21 protein-coding genes and 3 tRNA genes are annotated in these 18,242 nt (G+C 60.9%); 17 read left to right on the forward strand and 7 right to left on the reverse strand.

The genetic code is table 11. The features are described 5' to 3' along the window. Nucleotides 1–63 precede the first annotated feature (63 nt). The 6 genes from AC8GDA_RS02415 to pstB all read left to right on the forward strand — a co-directional run bounded on the left by AC8GDA_RS02415 (nucleotide 64) and on the right by pstB (nucleotide 6,248). Complete coding sequence (locus tag AC8GDA_RS02415; RefSeq protein WP_506556720.1) at nucleotides 64–1,113, forward strand: ArsJ-associated glyceraldehyde-3-phosphate dehydrogenase; 1,050 nt, start codon at nucleotides 64–66, stop codon at nucleotides 1,111–1,113. Between the two features lie 39 nt (nucleotides 1,114–1,152). After that, the gene (arsJ, locus tag AC8GDA_RS02420; protein ID WP_506556721.1) at nucleotides 1,153–2,376 is read left to right on the forward strand and encodes an organoarsenical effux MFS transporter ArsJ; all 1,224 of its coding nucleotides are present in this window, start codon (nucleotides 1,153–1,155) and stop codon (nucleotides 2,374–2,376) included. Between the two features lie 99 nt (nucleotides 2,377–2,475). Continuing rightward, a complete protein-coding gene (gene pstS, locus AC8GDA_RS02425; RefSeq protein WP_506556722.1) occupies nucleotides 2,476–3,501 on the forward strand; it encodes a phosphate ABC transporter substrate-binding protein PstS in 1,026 nt (341 codons plus the stop codon). Nucleotides 3,502–3,583: 82 nt separating this feature from the next. Then, nucleotides 3,584–4,576 carry a phosphate ABC transporter permease subunit PstC gene (gene pstC, locus AC8GDA_RS02430; protein WP_506556723.1) on the forward strand — a complete coding sequence of 331 codons (993 nt, stop codon included), beginning with the start codon at nucleotides 3,584–3,586 and terminating at the stop codon, nucleotides 4,574–4,576. Between the two features lie 10 nt (nucleotides 4,577–4,586). After that, the gene (gene pstA / locus AC8GDA_RS02435; protein WP_506556724.1) at nucleotides 4,587–5,435 is read left to right on the forward strand and encodes a phosphate ABC transporter permease PstA; all 849 of its coding nucleotides are present in this window, start codon (nucleotides 4,587–4,589) and stop codon (nucleotides 5,433–5,435) included. Between the two features lie 18 nt (nucleotides 5,436–5,453). Further along, nucleotides 5,454–6,248, forward strand: coding sequence for a phosphate ABC transporter ATP-binding protein PstB (gene pstB / locus AC8GDA_RS02440; RefSeq protein ID WP_506556725.1), 795 nt, complete (start codon nucleotides 5,454–5,456; stop codon nucleotides 6,246–6,248). Here the strand turns inward: pstB and AC8GDA_RS02445 are convergent. Further along, nucleotides 6,229–7,272 carry a glycosyltransferase family 4 protein gene (locus tag AC8GDA_RS02445; protein ID WP_506556726.1) on the reverse strand — a complete coding sequence of 348 codons (1,044 nt, stop codon included), beginning with the start codon at nucleotides 7,270–7,272 and terminating at the stop codon, nucleotides 6,229–6,231. The genes pstB and AC8GDA_RS02445 overlap by 20 nt on opposite strands. Next, on the reverse strand, nucleotides 7,244–8,068 hold the full coding sequence (locus tag AC8GDA_RS02450; RefSeq protein ID WP_506556727.1) for a UDP-2,3-diacylglucosamine diphosphatase: 825 nt from the start codon (nucleotides 8,066–8,068) through the stop codon (nucleotides 7,244–7,246). Before AC8GDA_RS02450 ends, AC8GDA_RS02445 begins: the two co-directional genes overlap by 29 nt. Before the next feature lie 101 nt (nucleotides 8,069–8,169). On the opposite strand from AC8GDA_RS02450, the gene AC8GDA_RS02455 reads away from it, so the two are divergent. Together AC8GDA_RS02455 and ppk2 are read left to right on the forward strand one after the other, a co-directional pair. Beyond that, nucleotides 8,170–8,538, forward strand: a complete 369-nt coding sequence (locus tag AC8GDA_RS02455) for a diacylglycerol kinase (RefSeq protein ID WP_506556728.1) — start codon at nucleotides 8,170–8,172, stop codon at nucleotides 8,536–8,538. A gap of 42 nt (nucleotides 8,539–8,580) precedes the next feature. After that, nucleotides 8,581–9,495 carry a polyphosphate kinase 2 gene (gene ppk2 / locus AC8GDA_RS02460; RefSeq protein WP_506556729.1) on the forward strand — a complete coding sequence of 305 codons (915 nt, stop codon included), beginning with the start codon at nucleotides 8,581–8,583 and terminating at the stop codon, nucleotides 9,493–9,495. Nucleotides 9,496–9,571: 76 nt separating this feature from the next. On the opposite strand, the gene AC8GDA_RS02465 is transcribed toward ppk2, so the two are convergent. Then, nucleotides 9,572–10,336, reverse strand: coding sequence for a GNAT family N-acetyltransferase (locus AC8GDA_RS02465; RefSeq protein WP_506557179.1), 765 nt, complete (start codon nucleotides 10,334–10,336; stop codon nucleotides 9,572–9,574). 298 nt (nucleotides 10,337–10,634) lie between these two features. Here AC8GDA_RS02465 and AC8GDA_RS02470 point away from each other — a divergent pair. From AC8GDA_RS02470 to AC8GDA_RS02480, 3 genes are all read left to right on the forward strand, one after another. Next, nucleotides 10,635–10,711: transfer RNA gene (locus AC8GDA_RS02470), tRNA-Pro, on the forward strand. 6 nt (nucleotides 10,712–10,717) lie between these two features. Beyond that, nucleotides 10,718–10,794: transfer RNA gene (locus AC8GDA_RS02475), tRNA-Arg, on the forward strand. Nucleotides 10,795–10,847: 53 nt separating this feature from the next. Further along, nucleotides 10,848–10,923: transfer RNA gene (locus tag AC8GDA_RS02480), tRNA-His, on the forward strand. 52 nt (nucleotides 10,924–10,975) lie between these two features. Here the strand turns inward: AC8GDA_RS02480 and AC8GDA_RS02485 are convergent. After that, nucleotides 10,976–11,380: a YkgJ family cysteine cluster protein gene (locus tag AC8GDA_RS02485; RefSeq protein WP_506556730.1), complete on the reverse strand. Its 405-nt coding sequence runs from the start codon at nucleotides 11,378–11,380 to the stop codon at nucleotides 10,976–10,978. A gap of 46 nt (nucleotides 11,381–11,426) precedes the next feature. On the opposite strand from AC8GDA_RS02485, the gene rpiA reads away from it, so the two are divergent. Continuing rightward, entirely contained in the window at nucleotides 11,427–12,095 is a 669-nt protein-coding gene (gene rpiA / locus AC8GDA_RS02490) for a ribose-5-phosphate isomerase RpiA (protein WP_506557180.1), read from the forward strand. 78 nt (nucleotides 12,096–12,173) lie between these two features. After that, nucleotides 12,174–12,851 carry a phosphate signaling complex protein PhoU gene (phoU, locus tag AC8GDA_RS02495; protein ID WP_506556731.1) on the forward strand — a complete coding sequence of 226 codons (678 nt, stop codon included), beginning with the start codon at nucleotides 12,174–12,176 and terminating at the stop codon, nucleotides 12,849–12,851. A gap of 3 nt (nucleotides 12,852–12,854) precedes the next feature. Here the strand turns inward: phoU and AC8GDA_RS02500 are convergent, their stop codons facing one another. Then, on the reverse strand, nucleotides 12,855–13,136 hold the full coding sequence (locus AC8GDA_RS02500; RefSeq protein WP_506556732.1) for an oxidative damage protection protein: 282 nt from the start codon (nucleotides 13,134–13,136) through the stop codon (nucleotides 12,855–12,857). Between the two features lie 15 nt (nucleotides 13,137–13,151). Here AC8GDA_RS02500 and AC8GDA_RS02505 point away from each other — a divergent pair, with 15 nt between their 5' ends. The 3 genes from AC8GDA_RS02505 (at nucleotide 13,152) to AC8GDA_RS02515 (ending at nucleotide 15,758) form a co-directional block, all read left to right on the forward strand. Further along, complete coding sequence (locus tag AC8GDA_RS02505) at nucleotides 13,152–14,276, forward strand: CaiB/BaiF CoA transferase family protein (protein WP_506556733.1); 1,125 nt, start codon at nucleotides 13,152–13,154, stop codon at nucleotides 14,274–14,276. Then, nucleotides 14,273–15,010: an enoyl-CoA hydratase/isomerase family protein gene (locus tag AC8GDA_RS02510; RefSeq protein ID WP_506556734.1), complete on the forward strand. Its 738-nt coding sequence runs from the start codon at nucleotides 14,273–14,275 to the stop codon at nucleotides 15,008–15,010. The genes AC8GDA_RS02505 and AC8GDA_RS02510 overlap by 4 nt, the downstream gene beginning before the upstream one ends. Nucleotides 15,011–15,188: 178 nt before the next feature. Further along, a complete protein-coding gene (locus AC8GDA_RS02515; protein ID WP_506556735.1) occupies nucleotides 15,189–15,758 on the forward strand; it encodes a phasin family protein in 570 nt (189 codons plus the stop codon). A 68-nt stretch (nucleotides 15,759–15,826) separates the two neighbouring features. On the opposite strand, the gene AC8GDA_RS02520 is transcribed toward AC8GDA_RS02515, so the two are convergent. Both AC8GDA_RS02520 and AC8GDA_RS02525 read right to left on the reverse strand, forming a co-directional pair. Beyond that, a complete protein-coding gene (locus tag AC8GDA_RS02520; RefSeq protein ID WP_506556736.1) occupies nucleotides 15,827–16,810 on the reverse strand; it encodes a sodium-dependent bicarbonate transport family permease in 984 nt (327 codons plus the stop codon). Between the two features lie 17 nt (nucleotides 16,811–16,827). Then, entirely contained in the window at nucleotides 16,828–17,331 is a 504-nt protein-coding gene (locus AC8GDA_RS02525; protein WP_506556737.1) for a ribonuclease H-like YkuK family protein, read from the reverse strand. Between the two features lie 233 nt (nucleotides 17,332–17,564). Here AC8GDA_RS02525 and AC8GDA_RS02530 point away from each other — a divergent pair, with 233 nt between their 5' ends. After that, nucleotides 17,565–18,236 (forward strand): ABC transporter ATP-binding protein, encoded by a 672-nt coding sequence (locus tag AC8GDA_RS02530; protein WP_506556738.1) that lies wholly within the window; start codon nucleotides 17,565–17,567, stop codon nucleotides 18,234–18,236. Nucleotides 18,237–18,242: the final 6 nt, after the last annotated feature.

Consider the following 18,242-nt stretch of genomic DNA (forward strand, 5'->3'; position numbering starts at 1 on the left):
GTCATCGTTTTGTCATGTTGGTCTTCGACACTCATACTTTCAAAATTCTCGAAAGGTTTTGTCATGCGTGTTGGGATCAACGGAATGGGCCGAATTGGCCGATTGGCCCTGCGGGCCGCCATGGGTGCAGCCGAGCGACCCTCCGATGATCCACGTGCTGGTAACCGACTCGAGGTGGTGCACCTCAATGAATTGAAGGGTGGTGCGGCGGCCACGGCGCATCTGCTGACCTTCGACACGGTGCAGGGCCGTTGGCGCGCGCCAATTGCTGCCCAGGTCACAGGCGATGCCATCGATGTCGCAGGCCACCGCATGTCATTTACGAGCCATGCCAACCCAGGTGAGATTGACTGGGCGGCCCAAGGAGTTGACCTGGTGCTGGAGTGCACGGGCAAGTTCCTCACGCCGGAGTCCCTGCAGGGCCACTTCGACCGCGGGGCCAAGCGGGTGGTGGTGTCCGCGCCGGTGAAGGACCCTAGCGTGCTCAATGTGGTGGTGGGCGTGAACCACGACCAGTATCTGCCCTCCGCCCATCGCATCGTGACGGCGGCCTCCTGCACCACGAACTGCCTGGCGCCCGTGGTCAAGGTGGTGCATGAGCAGTTCGGCATTCGGCATGGCCAGATCACCACCATCCACGATCCCACCAACACCAACCTGGTGGTGGATGCGCCCCACAAAGACCTGCGTCGGGCCAGGAGCGCCATGATGAGCCTGGCACCCACCACCACGGGCAGTGCCACGGCCATCGCACTCATCTACCCCGAGCTGAAGGGAAAACTCAATGGCCATGCCGTTCGGGCTCCGGTGCTCAATGCCTCGCTCACCGACTGCGTCTTTGAACTGAGCCGCGCGGTCACGGCCGAGGAGGTCAATGCGGCCTTTGCGCAGGCGGCCGCCACGGGGCCACTGAAGGGCATCCTGGGCCACGAAACCCTTCCTTTGGTGAGTGCTGACTACGCGCGAGACACCCGCAGCAGCATCGTGGATGCACCCTCGACCCTGGTCACCGACGGCACCATGCTCAAGGTCTACGCCTGGTACGACAACGAGATGGGCTACGCCTGCCGAATGGTGGACCTCGCCTGTCATTTGGAGTCCGTGGGCCTCTAAGCCCACGCGCCCCACGACCCCTCTCATCAGCGGCATTCCATGAACCCTGGGCTGGGCGCTCGTCAGTATTTGTTGGTGACCGCCAGCTATTGGGGCTTCACCCTCACGGATGGCGCCCTGCGCATGCTGGTGTTGCTGCATTTTTTCAAGCTTGGCTACTCACCCTTCACGCTGGCCTTCTTGTTTCTGCTCTATGAGGCCGCGGGGGTCTTGGCCAACCTGATTGGCGGCTGGCTTGCGACCCGGCATGGCATCTCGCGCATGCTGGCCGTGGGCCTGGCCACGCAGATCTTGGGCTTTCTCGTGCTCTCCATGGTCTCGCCAGACTGGTCGGCCTGGCTGTCGGTGGCCTGGGTGGTGCTCGCCCAGGGCATCTGTGGTGTGGCCAAGGACCTCACCAAGACGGCGAGCAAGTCGGCCATCAAGCTCACGGCCGGCGATGCATCGAGCCGCCTCTTCCGCTGGGTAGCCTGGTTCACGGGCAGCAAGAATGCAATGAAGGGCGTTGGATTCTTCCTGGGTGGCCTGCTGCTCGACCTCGTTGGCTTTCAGGGTGCGCTCTGGCTCATGGCGGGTCTGCTGGCGCTGGTGCTGGTCGGGGTCTTGCTGCTCCTACCCCCGTGGATGGGTCAGTCCCAGAAGGCCTCCAAGTCGGCCCGAGAGCTGTTCTCCAAGTCACGTGCACTCAATCTGTTGGCGGCGGGCCGCGTGGTCCTGTTTGGCGCACGGGATGTCTGGTTCGTGGTGGGGGTGCCTGTCTTTCTCTACGCCCAGGGATGGGCCTTCACCGAGGTGGGCGCATTCCTGGCGGCCTGGACGATTGGCTATGGCCTGGTGCAGGCCATGGCGCCGCAGTTTGTTCGAAAGAGCGCCGATGGGCTCTCGAAGGAAGTGCCCGCCGCCCAGTGGTGGGGCTTTGGCCTGGCCTTGGTGCCCCTGGCGATCGCCGCTGGTGTCTGGCAGGGCATCACGCCGGTGGGGCCATGGGTGGTGGCAGGCCTTGCCGTGTTTGGTCTGGCCTTTGCCATGAATTCCTCGCTCCACAGCTATCTGGTGCTCGCCTATGCCGGCTCCGAGAAGGCAGCCGAAGACGTGGGCTTCTACTACGCGGCCAATGCCGTGGGCCGATTCCTGGGCACGCTGCTCTCGGGCCTGCTCTACCAGGGCTTTGGCCTGATGGGATGCCTGATCGGCAGCGCTGCCATGCTGGCCATGGCCGTGTTGTGCACCGCGGGGCTGCCCCGACAGCACGCCACGCGTTGACTGTCATCGAAGTGTCACATCCGGTCGGTAGCCTTCGGGTTAACGCTGAAGCTTGGCGTTGTTCCCCTTCTGTTCATTGATTCCAGAAAGAGGCATTTCATGAAAAATATGTTTACAAAAGTTTTGGTCGGCGGCGCCGTCATGGCGTTCAGCCTGCATGCTGCGGCACAAACCATCACCGGTGCGGGCGCCACGTTCCCCTACCCCGTGTATGCCAAGTGGGCCGAGGCCTACAAAAAAGAGACCGGCGTCTCCCTGAACTATCAGTCCATCGGTTCCTCGGGTGGCATGCGTCAGATCCGCGCCAAGACCGTGACCTTCGGCGCGTCTGATGCCCCGATTAAAGGTGCGGATCTCGACAAAGACGGCATGGTGCAATTCCCCGCCATCATCGGCGGCACGATTCCCGTGTTCAACCTTGAGGGCTTCAAGCCCGGCGAACTGCGCATCACGGGCGATGTACTGGCCGAGATGTTCATGGGCTGGATCGTGAACTGGAACGACCCCAAGATCGCCGCGCTCAACCCCGGCAAGAAGCTGCCCGACCAGACCATCACCGTGGTGCATCGTGCAGACGGTTCGGGCACAACCTTCAACTTCACCGACTACCTCACCACCGTCAGCAAGCTCTGGGCCGAGAAGGTTGGCAAGGGCGCTGCTGTGAAGTGGCCCGCAGCCTCCTCGATCGGCGGCAAGGGCAACGAGGGTGTGGCCGCCAACGTGGCCCGTGTGAAGGGTGCCATTGGCTATGTGGAGTACGCATATGCCAAGAAGAACAACATTCCTTACATGTCGCTCCAGAACAAAGACGGCAAGTTCGTTCGCCCGGATGACAAGACCTTCGCTGCTGCCGCTGCTGGCGCCGACTGGTTCAGCGTTCCCGGCATGGGCCTGTCCATCGTGAACCAGCCTGGTGCCGATTCCTGGCCCATCTCCACGGCCTCGTTCATCCTGATGTACAAGCAGCCCACCGACAAGAAGGCTTCGGCCGACGTGCTCAAGTTCTTCGACTGGTCGTTCAAGAATGGCAAGCAATTGGCCATCGACCTCGACTACGTGCCCCTGCCCGACAGCCTGACCGCGCAGATCCGCTCGAAGGTCTGGTCGCAGATCCAGAACCAGTAATTCGTACGTTCCAGTCGTAGCAGTTAGAAACCTGGCCTAGACCTCTAGGCCAGGTTTTTCATCGGTGTTGTCAGGAGTAAGCATGAGTCAGACCCAACAGATGTCACCAGAAGCGACCACGCATCAGCAAATGCTTGCGGTGGTGGCGCGTCAGAAGACGCAGGACTTCCTGTTTCACAAGGTCACCATGGCCTTCTCCCTGCTGGTGTTGGTTGCTTTGGTCGGCATCATCGGCTCCTTGTTGTTCAACGCCTGGCCCGCGTTTCAGAAATTTGGCATCGAATTTGTCTGGCGAATTGAGTGGGACATCATCAACGAAGAGTTTGGTGCCCTCATCGCCATCTACGGCACCATCATGAGCGCCACCATTGCGCTGCTCATCGCAGTGCCCTTGTCCTTCGGCATCGCCCTGTTCCTGACCGAGACCTGCCCCACTTGGCTGCGGCGCCCACTGGGAACGGCCGTGGAATTGCTGGCCGCGGTGCCGTCCATCATTTACGGCATGTTTGGCCTCTTCATCTTCGCGCCACTCTTTGCTGAGTATGGCCAACCGGCCCTTCAGTCGACCTTGGGCCAGATGCCCATCATTGCGCCCCTGTTTGGGGGGGCCATGAACGGGATCGGCATTCTGGCGGCCGGCATCATTTTGGCCTTCATGATTCTCCCCTTCATCGCCGCCGTAATGCGGGATGTCTTCGAAATCACGCCTCCGATTCTTCGGGAGTCTGCCTACGGCGTGGGCTGCACGACCTACGAGGTGGTGCGGCATGTGGTGCTGCCGTATACCCAGAAGGGCGTCATCGGCGGCATCATGCTGGGTCTGGGCCGAGCCCTGGGCGAGACCATGGCCGTGACCTTCGTGATTGGAAACTCCCAAAGGCTGCTGCCCTCGCTGTTCGCGCCAGGCACCTCCATTGCCTCAACCCTGGCCAATGAGTTTGCCGAGGCCGGTGATTTCCACCTCTCCACCCTGTTCGCGCTTGGCTTCCTTCTGTTCGTGATCACGTTCGTGGTCTTGGCCCTGGCCAAGATTCTGATCATCCGAACCGAGCGGGCCAAGGGAACAAGAACCTAAGGTACTGGCGATGAACGTGAACCTTTACAACAAACGCATGTGGGTGAACCGCATTGGTCTGACCCTGTCCATGCTGGCCATGGTGCTGGGCCTCTTCGTGCTGCTCTGGATTCTCTTCATTCTCTTTAAGAACGGGTTCGAGGCACTCGACTGGGCCATGTTCACGCAGTCCACGCCGGCTCCTGGTTCCGAGGGTGGCGGGCTGGCCAATGCCATCGTGGGCAGCCTCATGATGGTTGTCGTCACTGCCGTGGTGAGCACACCGATCGGCATCTTCGCCGGTGTTTACCTGGCGGAGTACGGCGATGAGAGCAAGACGGCAGAACTCACCCGCTTCGTGACGGACATCATGCTCTCGGCCCCCTCGATTGTGTTGGGCCTCTTCGTGTACGCCATTTTGGTTGCGCAGGTGAAGCATTTCTCCGGCTGGGCCGGTAGCCTGGCGCTTGCGCTGATTGCTGTTCCCGTGGTGGTTCGAACCACCGAGAATATGCTGAGGCTCGTGCCAGGCAGCCTACGAGAGGCTGCCTTCTCGCTGGGAGCTCCACGCTGGAAGGTCGCTACCTTTGTGACCCTGCGGGCCGCGAAGGCAGGTGTGATCACGGGTCTTCTGCTGGCCTTGGCCCGCATCAGTGGTGAGACGGCCCCCTTGTTGTTCACAGCCTTGAACAACCAGTTCTTCTCCACAGACATGAACGGCCCCATGGCCAACCTGCCTGTGGTGATCTTCCAGTTCGCCATGAGCCCTTACGACGACTGGATTCGTCTGGCCTGGGGTGGCGCCTTGTTGATCACACTCACCGTGCTCGTGCTGAACATTCTCGCCCGGGTGCTCTTCCGCGAAAAAGTGCAAGCGTAAATTTCAGAGGAATTAAACATGTCCGAAACTGCCGTGTCTGAAACCACCGATGTGTCGACTGTCAACGCCATTGAGTGTCGACGCCTGAACTTTTTCTACGGAAAGTTCCAGGGCTTAAAAGACATTCACCTCGACATTGCCGAGCGCAAGGTCACGGCCTTCATTGGTCCGTCGGGCTGTGGAAAGTCCACCCTGCTGCGCACCCTCAACCGCATGTACAGCCTGTACCCGGGCCAGCGGGCTGAGGGCGAGATCAACCTCTACGGCGAGAACATCCTCTCGCCCAAGCAAGACTTGAATTTGCTGCGCGCCCAGGTGGGCATGGTCTTTCAGAAGCCCACGCCCTTTCCAATGTCCATCTACGAGAACATCGCCTTTGGTGTGCGCCTCTACGAGAACATGAACAAGGCCGAGATGGACGAGCGCGTGGAATGGGCGCTGACCAAAGCCGCCATTTGGGGCGAGGTGAAGGACAAACTCGGCCAGAGCGGCCTGTCGCTCTCCGGTGGTCAGCAGCAGCGGCTGTGCATCGCCCGTTCAGTGGCCGTCAAGCCCAAGGTCATTCTGCTCGATGAGCCCACCTCCGCGCTCGACCCGATCTCCACCGCGAAGGTGGAGGAGCTGGTGCATGAATTGAAGTCGGATTACACCGTGGCGATTGTGACCCACAACATGCAGCAGGCTGCTCGGGTCTCCGATTTCACGGCCTACATGTACCTGGGTGAACTCGTGGAATTTGGCAAGACGGATGAAATCTTCATCAAGCCCCAGAAGAAAGAAACCGAGGACTACATCACCGGCCGCTTCGGCTGATCATCGGCACCAGGGCAGCCTCGAACTGCTGGGTGGCTGCCTGCCAGGTGAACTGGGCGGCTCGCTCCAACGCCGCCTGACGAGGAATGTCAAGGCAGTCGAGGCAGGCTTGGCGCAGATCATTCGATAGCACGCCGGCCCTGCTCGTGCCCACCACATCGATCGGGCCTGCCACGGGGTAGGCCGCCACAGGCAGCCCGCAGGCCATGGCCTCAACCATCACCAGCCCAAAAGTGTCCGTCAGACTGGGGAACACAAAGACATCGGCCTGGCTGTAGACCTCGGCCAGTTTGTCCTGTGGCAGCACTCCAATCCAGTTCACAGCCGGGTAACGAGCCTTGAGACTCGCCTCCAATGGGCCCTCGCCCGCCACCCATTTCTCGCCGGGTAGGTCGAGTGACAAGAACGCCTCGATGTTTTTTTCGACCGCCAGCCGCCCCACGTAGATAAAGATTGGCTTGTCGGGTTTGGGGGGGCTCTGTTCACAGCGCGGATAGAAAATGCCGTGGTCGACACCCCGGCTCCAGTAGGTCACGTTTGAAAAGCGCCATTGGTTGAGGTCGTCGATGATGGCCTGGGTGGGTGCAAGCACCGCCCTGGATGGCGCATGAAACCGGCGAAAGAGGGCATAGAGCCAGCTCACGGGAATGCCCGTTCGGGCGTTCACATACTCCGGGAAGCGGGTGTGAAAGGCCGTGGTGAACTGCCATCCGCGCCGTTTGGCTGCAGCCCTCGCGGCCCAGCCGAGGGGCCCTTCGGTGGCAATGTGCAGGGCGTCGGGGGCCAGCGCTTCAATCCTGGCCTCGATGGTTCGGGAGGTGGTCAGGGCCAGCCGAATCTCGGGGTAGCTGGGGCAGGGCACCGAGCGGAAGGCCTCTGGTGTGATCATGGAGACCCGATAGCCCAGGGCCTGGATCTCCCTGGAGGTGTTCATCAGGGTGCGAACCACACCGTTGACCTGCGGATGCCATGCGTCTGTGACGATGACGAGATGCTTATGAGACGGTGTCGATGGACTCTGCAAGCTGCGGGGCTCCTTTTTGCTTCTTGGCCCGATGGGGCCAGTGAATGATCTTGAGCTCGCCCGCGTGGGTTTCAACGAGTGCAGACAGGCTTTCCACCCAGTCGCCGTCGTTGCAGTAGAGAATGCCGTCGATCTCTCGTATTTCGGGGCGGTGAATGTGGCCACAGACCACGCCGTCATAGCCTCGGCGGCGAGCCTCCTGGGTCAGGGCCTCCTCAAAGGCCGTGATGTAAGAGACCGCGTTCTTCACCTTGTGCTTGAGGTACTGCGACAGCGACCAGTAAGACAACCCGAGCCGGTGCCGCAGACGGTTGTAGTGGTCATTGATATTCAAGATTAATGTGTAGGCCGAGTCGCCCAGATAGGCCAGCCACTTGGCATGCTGGATCACACCATCGAAGAGGTCGCCATGGGTCACCCAGAGCAAGCGGCCGTCTCGCATGGTGTGGCGTGCCTCATTGACAATCTGAATGTCCCCGAAGGACATGCCAAGGAAGTCTCGCAGGGCCTCGTCGTGGTTGCCTGCCACATAGGTGACCTGCGTGCCCTTGCGGGCCTTGCGCAGCACCTTCTGCACCACGTCGTTGTGGGACTGATTCCAATACCAGTTGCGCCGCATCTGCCAGCCATCGATGATGTCACCCACCAGATAGAGCTGTTCAGACTCGTTGTGCTTGAGGAAATCGAGGAGGAAGTCGGCCTTGCATCCCTTGGTTCCGAGGTGGATGTCTGAGATCCAGATGGCCCGGTAATGGCTCGGCTGGGGTTCCAGGGGCAGCGGCTCGTGTGGCTTCACGAGTATTCATGTTCCTCCGGACTCTTGACAGGCCCGTGGCAGTGTCATGAATCTTTCGTGACAACTGCAGTCCAGTTCATCTGACCGACTACACTCTCATCATGTTGAAAAGTCTGGGCTCTGTGATGCGCCGTCGGCTGGTCTCGGCGCTCATCTATTCCATCGAGGGCTTCGGGGCCGCCTGGAATTCCGAGGAGGCCATCAAGGTCGAGATGCTGCTGCTGCCCATTCTGGTGGGCCTGGCCATCTACCTGGAGCCGGACGGTCTCGCACGGGCCATGCTCATCGGGGTGCTCATCCTGGTGGTCGTGGTGGAGCTCCTCAATACGGCGATCGAGAAGACCATCGACCGCATCTCCACTGAGCACAACCCACTCTCCAAGCGTGTGAAGGACATGGGCAGTGCTGCGGTGCTCGGTGCCATCGTCAATGCGGTGATGGTCTGGGCCCTGGTACTCACCCGTCACTAGCCTGTCACGCCCCTGTCATTCCACCTCATTACGATTTTTCCCATGCCGACACTCTCTGACCAAGAACGCCAAGACCTCATCGACAGCTACGACGAGGAACTCGAAATGGAGCTCGACGATGACCTGATCTCCGAATTCCTCATGGAGAAGGGCGGCGCCGAGCAGCCCACGGCCCCGGATGGTGCCATCGATCGCCGCACCTACTTTCGCGAGCTCTTCCGTCTTCAGGGCGAACTGGTCAAGCTGCAGGACTGGGTGATTCACAAGGGCCTGAAGCTGGTGGTGGTCTTTGAGGGGCGGGATGCGGCCGGCAAGGGTGGTGCCATCAAGCGCATGACCCAGCGACTCAATCCCAGGGTCTGCCGCGTGGCGGCCCTTCCAGCGCCCAACGTTCGGGAGAAAACCCAGTGGTACTTCCAGCGTTATGTCTCTCACTTGCCAGCGGCCGGTGAGATCGTCTTCTTCGATCGCAGCTGGTACAACCGGGCGGGCGTGGAGCGGGTGATGGGCTTTTGCTCCGATGACGATGTCGAGGAGTTCTTTCGCAGCGTTCCAGAGTTCGAGAAGATGCTGGTGCGCTCGGGCATTGTGCTCATCAAATATTGGTTCTCCATCAGCGATGAAGAGCAGCATGCCCGCTTCACCATGCGCATTCGAGACCCACTCAAGCAGTGGAAGCTCTCGCCCATGGACCTGGAGTCACGTGTGCGGTGGGAGGCCTACACCAAGGCCAAGGAGGCCATGCTCGAGAGAACGCACATTCCAGAGGCGCCCTGGTGGGTGGTGGAGGGCAACGACAAGAAGCGGGCGCGGCTCAACTGCATGGCGCACCTGCTCTCGCAAATTCCTTATGAAGAGGTTCCGCACCCCGAGGTGGTGTTGCCGGCACGGGTTCACAACCCCGATTACTCCCGGGTGCCCACCCCCAAGGAGCTTTTCGTCCCGAACCGTTATTAGAACGGTGAGAAGTAAGGCCCGATCTCCATGAGGTCGAGCCAGCCAAACATCAGATCGTAAAGCTTTGCCTTAAGCATCATTCCGTGGCTCCTGTGAGGCCGAAGTGGCGTGCGTAACGGGGGGTCATGTCTTCAAGGGTCAGCACCATGAGGAAATCTGCGGTGTTGAAGTCTGGATCCCAGCTGGGCTCTCCGCAGACCTTGGCGCCCACGCGCACATAACCTTTGATGAGCGGCGGCTCCACTGCCGCCTCGGCCGCCTCAATGCGCTCCAGGGGCAGGCGATGCTTGGGCACCACCCGTCTGGCCTGCCCATCGCCATGCCTGGTGCAAAGCTGCTGCCAGATGGCCTTGGCGTTGCGGCCGCCATCTCGCATGCTCACGCTGGCGCAGCCCATGAGGTGCCGGTAGCCGTGGAATTTCATGTAACGAGAAATGCCCGACCAGAGCATCATGATCACAGCCCCATTGCGGTGGTCTGGGTGCACGCAGGAGCGCCCGAGCTCCACCATGCTGTCGCGCAGGGGTGCCAGGGCCGAGAGGTCAAACTCTGATTCGCTGTAGTAGCCCCCAAGCTCCGCGGCCTGGCCGGGCACCAGAATGCGATAGGTGCCCACCACATCTTGGGTGGTCTGGTCTCGAACGAGGAGGTGGTCGCAGTAGGGGTCGAACCGGTCGGCATCCAGGCCAGGCTCAGTGGTGTTGAACTCGGCACCAAATTCTTGGCGAAAGACCTCGAATCGCAGGCGCTGAGCCTCCCGAAGGTCGGCGGCCGTCTGAGCGAGCGTCACCATGTAGCGGTCGTCTGACATGGATGTCACGGCCGCAGCCTCGGCCAGCAGCGCAGCGCTACAAAAGGGAGGGTCCTGAAGCCTTGTATCAAGGAGCGGAGACGTGGCTCCGACCGCGTAACGCTTCTTAAACTTTCCAACCAGCAGTCGGGTAACGCGGGCTGCCTTCTTCAGAGGTTTGGCGACCAGGGGTCGGCTCAGAAAACTGTGGCGAATTGGCGCGTTCACGTGGGGTCCTCAACATGCATTGATTGGATGCTGAGGTCTTCAGATGACGAATCGGTGTCGTGCACATGAATAATCTGTGACAGGCCGGCCCCAGGGCGGCCTTGGTATACTTGCCGACTCTCGGGGTGTAGCGCAGCCTGGTAGCGCATCTGCTTTGGGAGCAGAGGGTCGGGAGTTCGAATCTCTCCACCCCGACCATGTCAACTGCCGGTAGCTCAGTTGGATAGAGCAACAGCCTTCTAAGCTGTGGGTCGGGGGTTCAATTCCCTCCCGGCAGGCCAGTTTCGCAGTGGGCCTTGGCGGCTGTTGATGTGCAGTGTGTGTTCGGTTCGTGGTGGCCGTAGCTCAGTTGGTAGAGTCCCAGATTGTGATTCTGGTTGTCGTGGGTTCGAGTCCCATCGGTCACCCCATCCACCCGTCCAGCAACTCCCGGTCCAGGGGCGCTCCTTGCCCTCGGCCGCCTTAGGCGCTCGGAATGAAGCTGTCGTCGCCCTGCTGCTTGCGTTCAAACTTCAGAAATTGGTAATAGCCGCAGGTCTTGCCGTTGGGGAACTCGCGGCAGACCTCCGGCCGGGCCTCGTAGACCGTGCAGCGTCTGGTCTCTGGGTGCAGAAATTGGCAGGTCGAGGCATAGATGGTGTCCTCCCGGTGCCGCAGCACGCGCTCATCGATGCTGTCGTCCTCGGAGGCCCACCGGTAACGTCGGGTGAACCGCTTTTTGGCCTCCGCCTCTGAGACCTGAAAGTGCTTGGCCAGCCGGGCGATGTCCTTGTCCGTGGTGACGATTCGGGGGTAGCTGCAGCAGTAGCCTGGGCACTTGGCACAGTCGTACTTCACGGCGTTCTTGGTGCTGGCTGCTTTGCTCACGGGTCTGCTCCTTTGCCCGGATTGTATAGTGGCAGCCATGGCGAATATGTCTCAAGACCAAATGAAACAGGCGGTCGCCCAGGCGGCTGTTGAGCTGCTGCCCGATGGGCCTCTCATGCTGGGCATTGGCACCGGCTCCACCATGGATCTCTTCATCGACGCACTGGCTGCCTCTGGCCGCTCGATTGCGGGCACGGTGGCCAGCTCGGCCCGCAGCGCTGCGCGATTGTCCGGACACGGCATTGCGGTGCTGCCGGTGTCGAGCCTCAAGCAGCCGCTGGCCCTCTACATCGATGGTGCCGATGAGATTGAGCCGGGCATGGCCATGATCAAGGGCGGGGGTGCTGCACTCACCCAGGAGAAGATTGTGGCGAGCGCATCCAGGTCTTTCCTGTGCATTGTGGATGCCAGCAAGCAGGTGGCCCGGCTTGGTCAGTTCCCACTGCCCATTGAGGTCATTGCAGCTGCCGTGGTGCCCGTGTGCTGGGCGCTGGAGGCCATGGGTGGCCGGCCTGTGCTGCGTGAGGGCGTTCTTACCGACAATGGTCACCCGATTCTGGACGTGCACGGCCTGGCCATTGACGACCCCCTGGCCTGGGAGGATCGGCTCAACGCGTTGCCCGGCGTGGTGACCAACGGTATCTTCGCCCGCCAACGTGCGAATACGGTCCTGGTTGGCCGCCCCGATGGCGTTCTGAGGCTGCCGGCTGCTTGACATTGAATTGTCATATTCCAGACCCATTCGGGCGGTATCCTCTGGGAAGTCATCTCTTTTAGGCCAAGGACCGTCCCAATGAACAAGCAGCACACCCTTCAGCAATTCGACAACGAACTCGAGGAGATCCGCTCTAAGCTCCTCAAGATGGGTGGAGTGGTCGAGGACATGATGAAGGGGTCCATTGTGGGCTTCTCCACGGGCAACACGGCCCAGCTCAAGGAAGTGCTCGAGAAAGAGCGTCAGGTCAATGCGCTCGAAATTGAAATCGACGACATCTGCAATCACGTCATCGCCAAGCGCCAGCCCATCGCGACAGACCTTCGTTTCCTGGTGGCTTCGCTCAAACTCATCCGTGACCTCGAGCGTGCGGGTGATGAGGCCGAGAAGATGGCCCGCAGTGCCATTCGGTTTTATGAGGCCGGCCCGGTGGCGGCCCAGCGCCTCGATTTCACGCCCATGGCCACGCACGTCTCCTCCATGCTGCACAAGGCGCTAGATGCCTACGCCCGTGAGGACGCAGAGGTGCTGGAGGCCGTCATCCGTGAGGACAAGATTGTCGACGACCATTTCCGCAACACCATTCGGCTGCTGATCTCGTATGTGTTGGAAGATGCTCGAACGATTTCACGCTCGATCGACATGCTGTTCTTCGCCAAGGCGCTTGAGCGCATTGGCGATCACTCCAAGAACATCGCAGAGCACGTGGTCTTCATGGTCAAGGGGCGCGACATGCGCCACCAGTCCGACACGTAAACGTTAGGCTGGTGGTGGGGGCGGTGGTGTGAAGCCCGAGGCCATCTCGGCGCCGTCGCCGAAGAAGTGGGCTTCCATCTGCTGCTGCAGGTACTTGCGGGCTCGAACGTCGGACAAATTCAGACGGTACTCATTTACCAGCATGGTCTGGTGCTTGAGCCAATCAGCCCAAGCCTGCTTCGACACACCCTCGAAAATGCGTTTGCCGAGTTCGCCCGGGGCTGGTGGAAAGTCTAAGCCCTCGGCTTCTTGCTTGAGCTTGATGCACTGTACGGTTCTGGCCATGGGCTAGAGTATGCCATGGTGAAAATCCTTGAAGGCGTGAAGGTTGTAGAGGTTTGTCAGATCGCAGCGGGCCCCTTTGCAGGCATGCTGCTCTCCGATTTTGGCGCAGAGGTGATCAAGATTGAGCCGCCCGAGGGCGACGCCATGCGTGCTTGGCCGCCCATCTCGGAGGGGTTGAGCGAGAACTTTGCTGCGCTTAACCGGGGCAAGTCGTCGGTTCGGCTCGACCTCAAGCAGGCAGATCACCTCGAGGAGGCCCGGCGGCTGATGCTCCAGGCCGATGTGGTGCTCGAGAACAGTCGGCCAGGCGTGATGGATCGGCTTGGCCTGGGTGCACACTGGGCGTTGTCGTGTCGGCCAGACCTGGTCTATTGCTCCATTTCGGCCTTTGGCCAGTCTGGGCCGCGGGCGCAGGAGGGTGGTTTCGATGTGACCATTCAGGCCGCAAGCGGCGTCATGAGTGTGACGGGCGAGCCCGACGGTGCGCCCGTCAAGTGCGGGGTGCCCATCTCAGATTTCACTGCAGGCCTCTACGCGGCCTATTCCATCTTGGCCTTGTTGCATCGGGTGCGTGCGGGCGGTCCGGGGGGGCACCTCGACATTCCCATGTTTGCCACCAGCCTGGCCATTGCGGCCTTGCAGACCTCCCAGTTTTTCGGCACCGGTGTGAACCCCCAGGCATTGGGCTCTGCACACCCGCGCAATGCACCCTATCAGGCCTTTCGTGCAAAAGATGGTTATTTCGTGATGGCCGCGGGCAACGACCGCCTTTGGCAATCGGTCTGCGAGATTGTGGACCGCCCCCAATGGCGTGAAGACCCGCGCTTTGTCACCACGGCCCTGCGGGCTGCGCATCAGTCTGAACTCAAGGCGCTGCTCGAGGCCGTTTTTGTCGGCGAGTCGACCGAGGTGTGGCTGGCGGCCTGCCGCCGGGTCGGCATTCCATGCTCACCGATTCAGAATTACGAGCAGGCCTTGTCGGACCCCCAGGCCGAGCACCTGGAACTGGTCTGCCCGCTGCCCTTGCCCGAGGGCGGGGTCTCGAAGACCGTGGGCTGTCCTGTGCGTCTCAATGGAGAGACGCTCCCCGTGGAGTCAGCCGTTCCGCCGCTGGGGCCCGTGGGGGTGGGGGCCTCATGACCCACTCGCCTGAGTTCGTGGTCCTCGAGGTGGAGGGCGCCACGGCATGGATCCACCTGAATCGAGCGCCCTCGGCCAATGCGTTGTCGCACGCCTTTGTGCTGGCCTTGCTCGAGGTATTCCATCGGGCGCAGGCCATGCCCGGTGTGCGGACCATTGGCTTTTGCTCGGCCCTTGCCGATTTCTCCACGGGGATGGACCTCTCCGGTCTGGCGTCTGAGACAGATGAGAGTCTGCGTGCGCGTTTTGAGGCCATCGAAGACCTGCTTGCGGCCGTCTGGTCGAGCCCGTGTCGGACTGTTGCACGGGTGCAGGGACGTGCCTGGGGAGCTGCAGCCGACCTGGTGGTGGCCTGCGACCATCGGCAGATCACACCAGATGCCAGCTTTCGCTTTCCGGGTGCGCAGTTTGGGTTGGTGCTCGGCACGCGACGGCTCGCACAACGTGTTGGTCGAGACCATGCCAGAGACCTGGTCTTGACGGGGCGCACCGTCAACGCCGAGCAGGCCATGGCCATGGGCCTGGCCACAGCCATGGCAACACCGTGGCCTTCACTGGATGCGGTGCTCATCAGTGACGAGACCCAGCGCATGGTGCAGGCGGTCACGAAGGATTCGTTTGGCACCGATGCAGAGGGCTTGGAGAGGGATCGATCGGCCCTGCGTCTGTCCATGACCGGCGACCTTCACGCCCGACTAACAGCCTACCGTGAGAAAGTGTTGCGGCGCACGTAGACGCTGCGGTCGGCGGGCCTGCGCCCCTCATTTTTAAGTTATAAAGTATTGATTTTTAATAACTTATAAAAATATTCCGTCTTGGGCTTGCAATTTGTGCAGTGCGTCATTATGATGTGTCCCATGCAGTAAACAAACACCGACACGACAGATCGATTTCATTCTGAAAGGAAACACAATGACCAACGTTACTCCCGAGCAAATGCTCAACAGCATCAAGCAATCCCAAGCCGCCATGGTTGAAATGGCTGCCCGTTCCATCGAGTGCATGGAGAAGCACCTCGAGCTCAACCTCAAGGCCGCCAAGGCCAACCTGGCCGATGCCACCGAGGCGTCCAGCCAGTTGATGAGTGTGAAAGATTTCCCCGAGCTCTACGCCGTTGCTCAAACCGTCGGTCAGCCCGCTGTTGGCAAGGCCGCCGCCTACAACCGCAACATTTACAACATCAACGCGGAAGCAGCCACGGAGTTCGCCAAGCTGGTGGAGTCCCGCATTGAAGAGGCCAACAAGGCCATGGCCTCGGCCGTGAACGACCTGAGCAAAAACGCCCCCGCCGGTACCGAGGGCATGGTTGCCATGATGAAATCGGCCTTCGCCGCCTCGAACTCAGCCTTCGACGCCATCAACAAGGCCACCAAGCAAGTGGTGGAGATGGTGGAGACCAACGTCGAGGCCGCGACCAAGGCTGGTGAGGCCGCAGTCTCCAGCGCATCGCCCAAGAAATCCGCACGCCGCACTGCCGAGTAATTTGGCAGGCCCAGTGTTGAAAAGGCCCTCTTCGGAGGGCCTTTTTTTTGCCTGCGAGGGTTTCTTGCTTAGAGGGCTGCCAGGGTGTGGGTGAGCCAGTAAAAGCTCGGGATCCCGAACAGAATGTTGATCGGGAAGGTGAGGCCCAAGGAGAGCCCCACATACACGGCGGAATCCGCTTCTGGAATGGCCTCGCGCAGCACGGCGGGCACGGCAATGTAGCTCGCGCTGGCCGCCAATACGGCCAGCAGCGTCGTGTCTCCCACGCTCAGACCCGCCCACAGCCCCAGGGCAATGGCGACCACCGCATGCACCGCTGGAATGCCTGCGGCGTAGACGAGCAAGATGGGGGACTGGCCGCGCAGCCCGCCCAGGTTCCGGGCAGCCAACAGTCCCATGTCCAACAGGAAGAAGGCGAGCATGCCCTTGAAGAGGTCTGCAGAGAAGGGCTTCATGGCCGCGGCCCCTTCGGGCCCCATGTAGTACCCAATGACCATGCTCGCGAGCAGCAACAGCTGCGCGCCATCGGTGAAGGACTCGTGCAGGGTCTGCCGAAGACCACCCGGGTGCGGCGCGGTTTCAATACCCTGCGCACCACCCAGGCGACCCTTGCGCACGAGGTTGGCCATGAGCACCGCAAAGATGATGGCTGGCGACTCCATGATGGCCATGGCCGCAGCCATGTAGCCACCGTGCTCAACGCCCAGGCGGTCGAGGAATTGATTGGCCGTGATGAAGGTGACCGCACTCACCGACCCATAGGTCGCGGCAATGGCGATGGCATTGAAGGGTTGGGTGACCCGGCGCAGTAGCAGAAACCCGAGAACGGGGGTCAGCATGGCCAGCAAAATGGCCAGCCCGAGAATGGTCATCACCTCGGACGTAAAGCCGGTCTCGGCCAGCGAGAGCCCGCCTTTGAGGCCCAAGGCCATGAGCAAATAGAGCGCCAGAAAACGGCTGATGGCGGGAGGAATCTCTAGGTTGGAACGCACGAGGCCCGCAAAGAGGCCCACCAAAAAGAAGAGAACGGCAGGATCGAGTAAGGATGACAAACCTGGGGAGCTCCTGGCTAGGCCGCCCGAAGGCCTGATGTGTGGCTGCTGGCGATTTCCTTGTACCGGTCGGCAGCACAGCTTGCGGCAAAGGCATGAGGCTTGACCCTTGGCGACAAATTACACACGCCACGGATATAACCCACGGCCTGCTGGATCACACAGCTTGAGCCGGCCGCGGGGTCTGGGTTGATGTCGAGGTGCACCTCCACGGGGCGTTGCCCGATGGCATCCGACAGGCGCAGGTAGAGGTCGGCCACCTTGTAGACTTCATTCATGAGGCGCAGGTGCGGCCGGTCGGCCCGCTGGTCGAAGTCTCGCTCGCGCGTGGTCTCACCGAATAACTTGCAACCGCGGTTGCCGTCGATGTGCACCACAATGACCAAGGTGTAGTCCGCGTGCCAGACTTGGCCCTCCAAGAGCCGACAGGAGTCCGCGCCAATGTAAATCCGAGTGCTGGCCGATTGCGCTGCAATGAAACGGGCCACCGCGGGGAGATCGAGCTGCCGGAGAGGGTGCATGTGGGTGTTCACAACGGGTAGGAGACCATGCGAGGAGAGATGATGCAAGTCTGTGCCCTGTTCCATGAATTTTTGATGAATGCCCGCATGGTGCATTGCAAAACACACGCATTTATGTTGCAATGCACTTGCGGTTTCGGCCGCATTGTTGTCTCCTTGCAGATTATTCTGCCTTGCAGCCCCAGCCCAACCGGCTGGGGCTTTTTTTATTTGCGCACCCCGGGAGCTCAGCATTGAACACGCACATTGAACTCAGGGACTTGGTCTTCCAATGGCCCGGTGCAGCAAAGCCCTTGCTGCACATTCCAGCCTGGTCGGTGGGCGCCGGCCAACGGGTGTTTTTGCGCGGTCTCAGCGGGTCTGGCAAGAGCACCTTGCTGTCCATCTTGTCTGGGGTGCAGACCCCAACCTCCGGTGAATGCCACGTGCTCGGCCACCCCTTCCACGCGATGTCCGCTACAGCCCGCGACCGCATTCGGGCCACCGACATCGGCGTGATTTTTCAGCAGTTCAACCTGCTGCCCTACCTGTCTGCATGGGAGAACGTTCTGTTGCCCAGTCGGCTCTCAGGCCGGGCGCCGGTTCATGAGGCCAGCGACTTGCTCAATCGGCTTGGGCTCCCGCCGGCGCTCTGGTCGCGCCCCGCCCATCAACTGTCGGTGGGGCAGCAGCAGCGGGTTGCAGTGGCCCGAGCCTTTCTCTTGGGTCCGCGTCTCCTTTTGGCGGATGAGCCCACATCGGCCCTGGATGCCGTTCACCAGGCCTCGTTTGTGTCGCTTCTGCTTGAACTTGCGCAGGCCTCGAAGGTCACGGTGATCATGGTGAGCCACGACGATCGCGTGAGCAGCAGCTTTGATGAGGTCTGGTCTCTCGGTGAGTCAGGCAGATTGGAGGCTCTTAGATGAGCGGCG

The organism is Hahnella aquatica (SeqCode), assembly GCF_965194505.1.
GTDB lineage: Bacteria > Pseudomonadota > Gammaproteobacteria > Burkholderiales > Burkholderiaceae_A > Hahnella > Hahnella aquatica.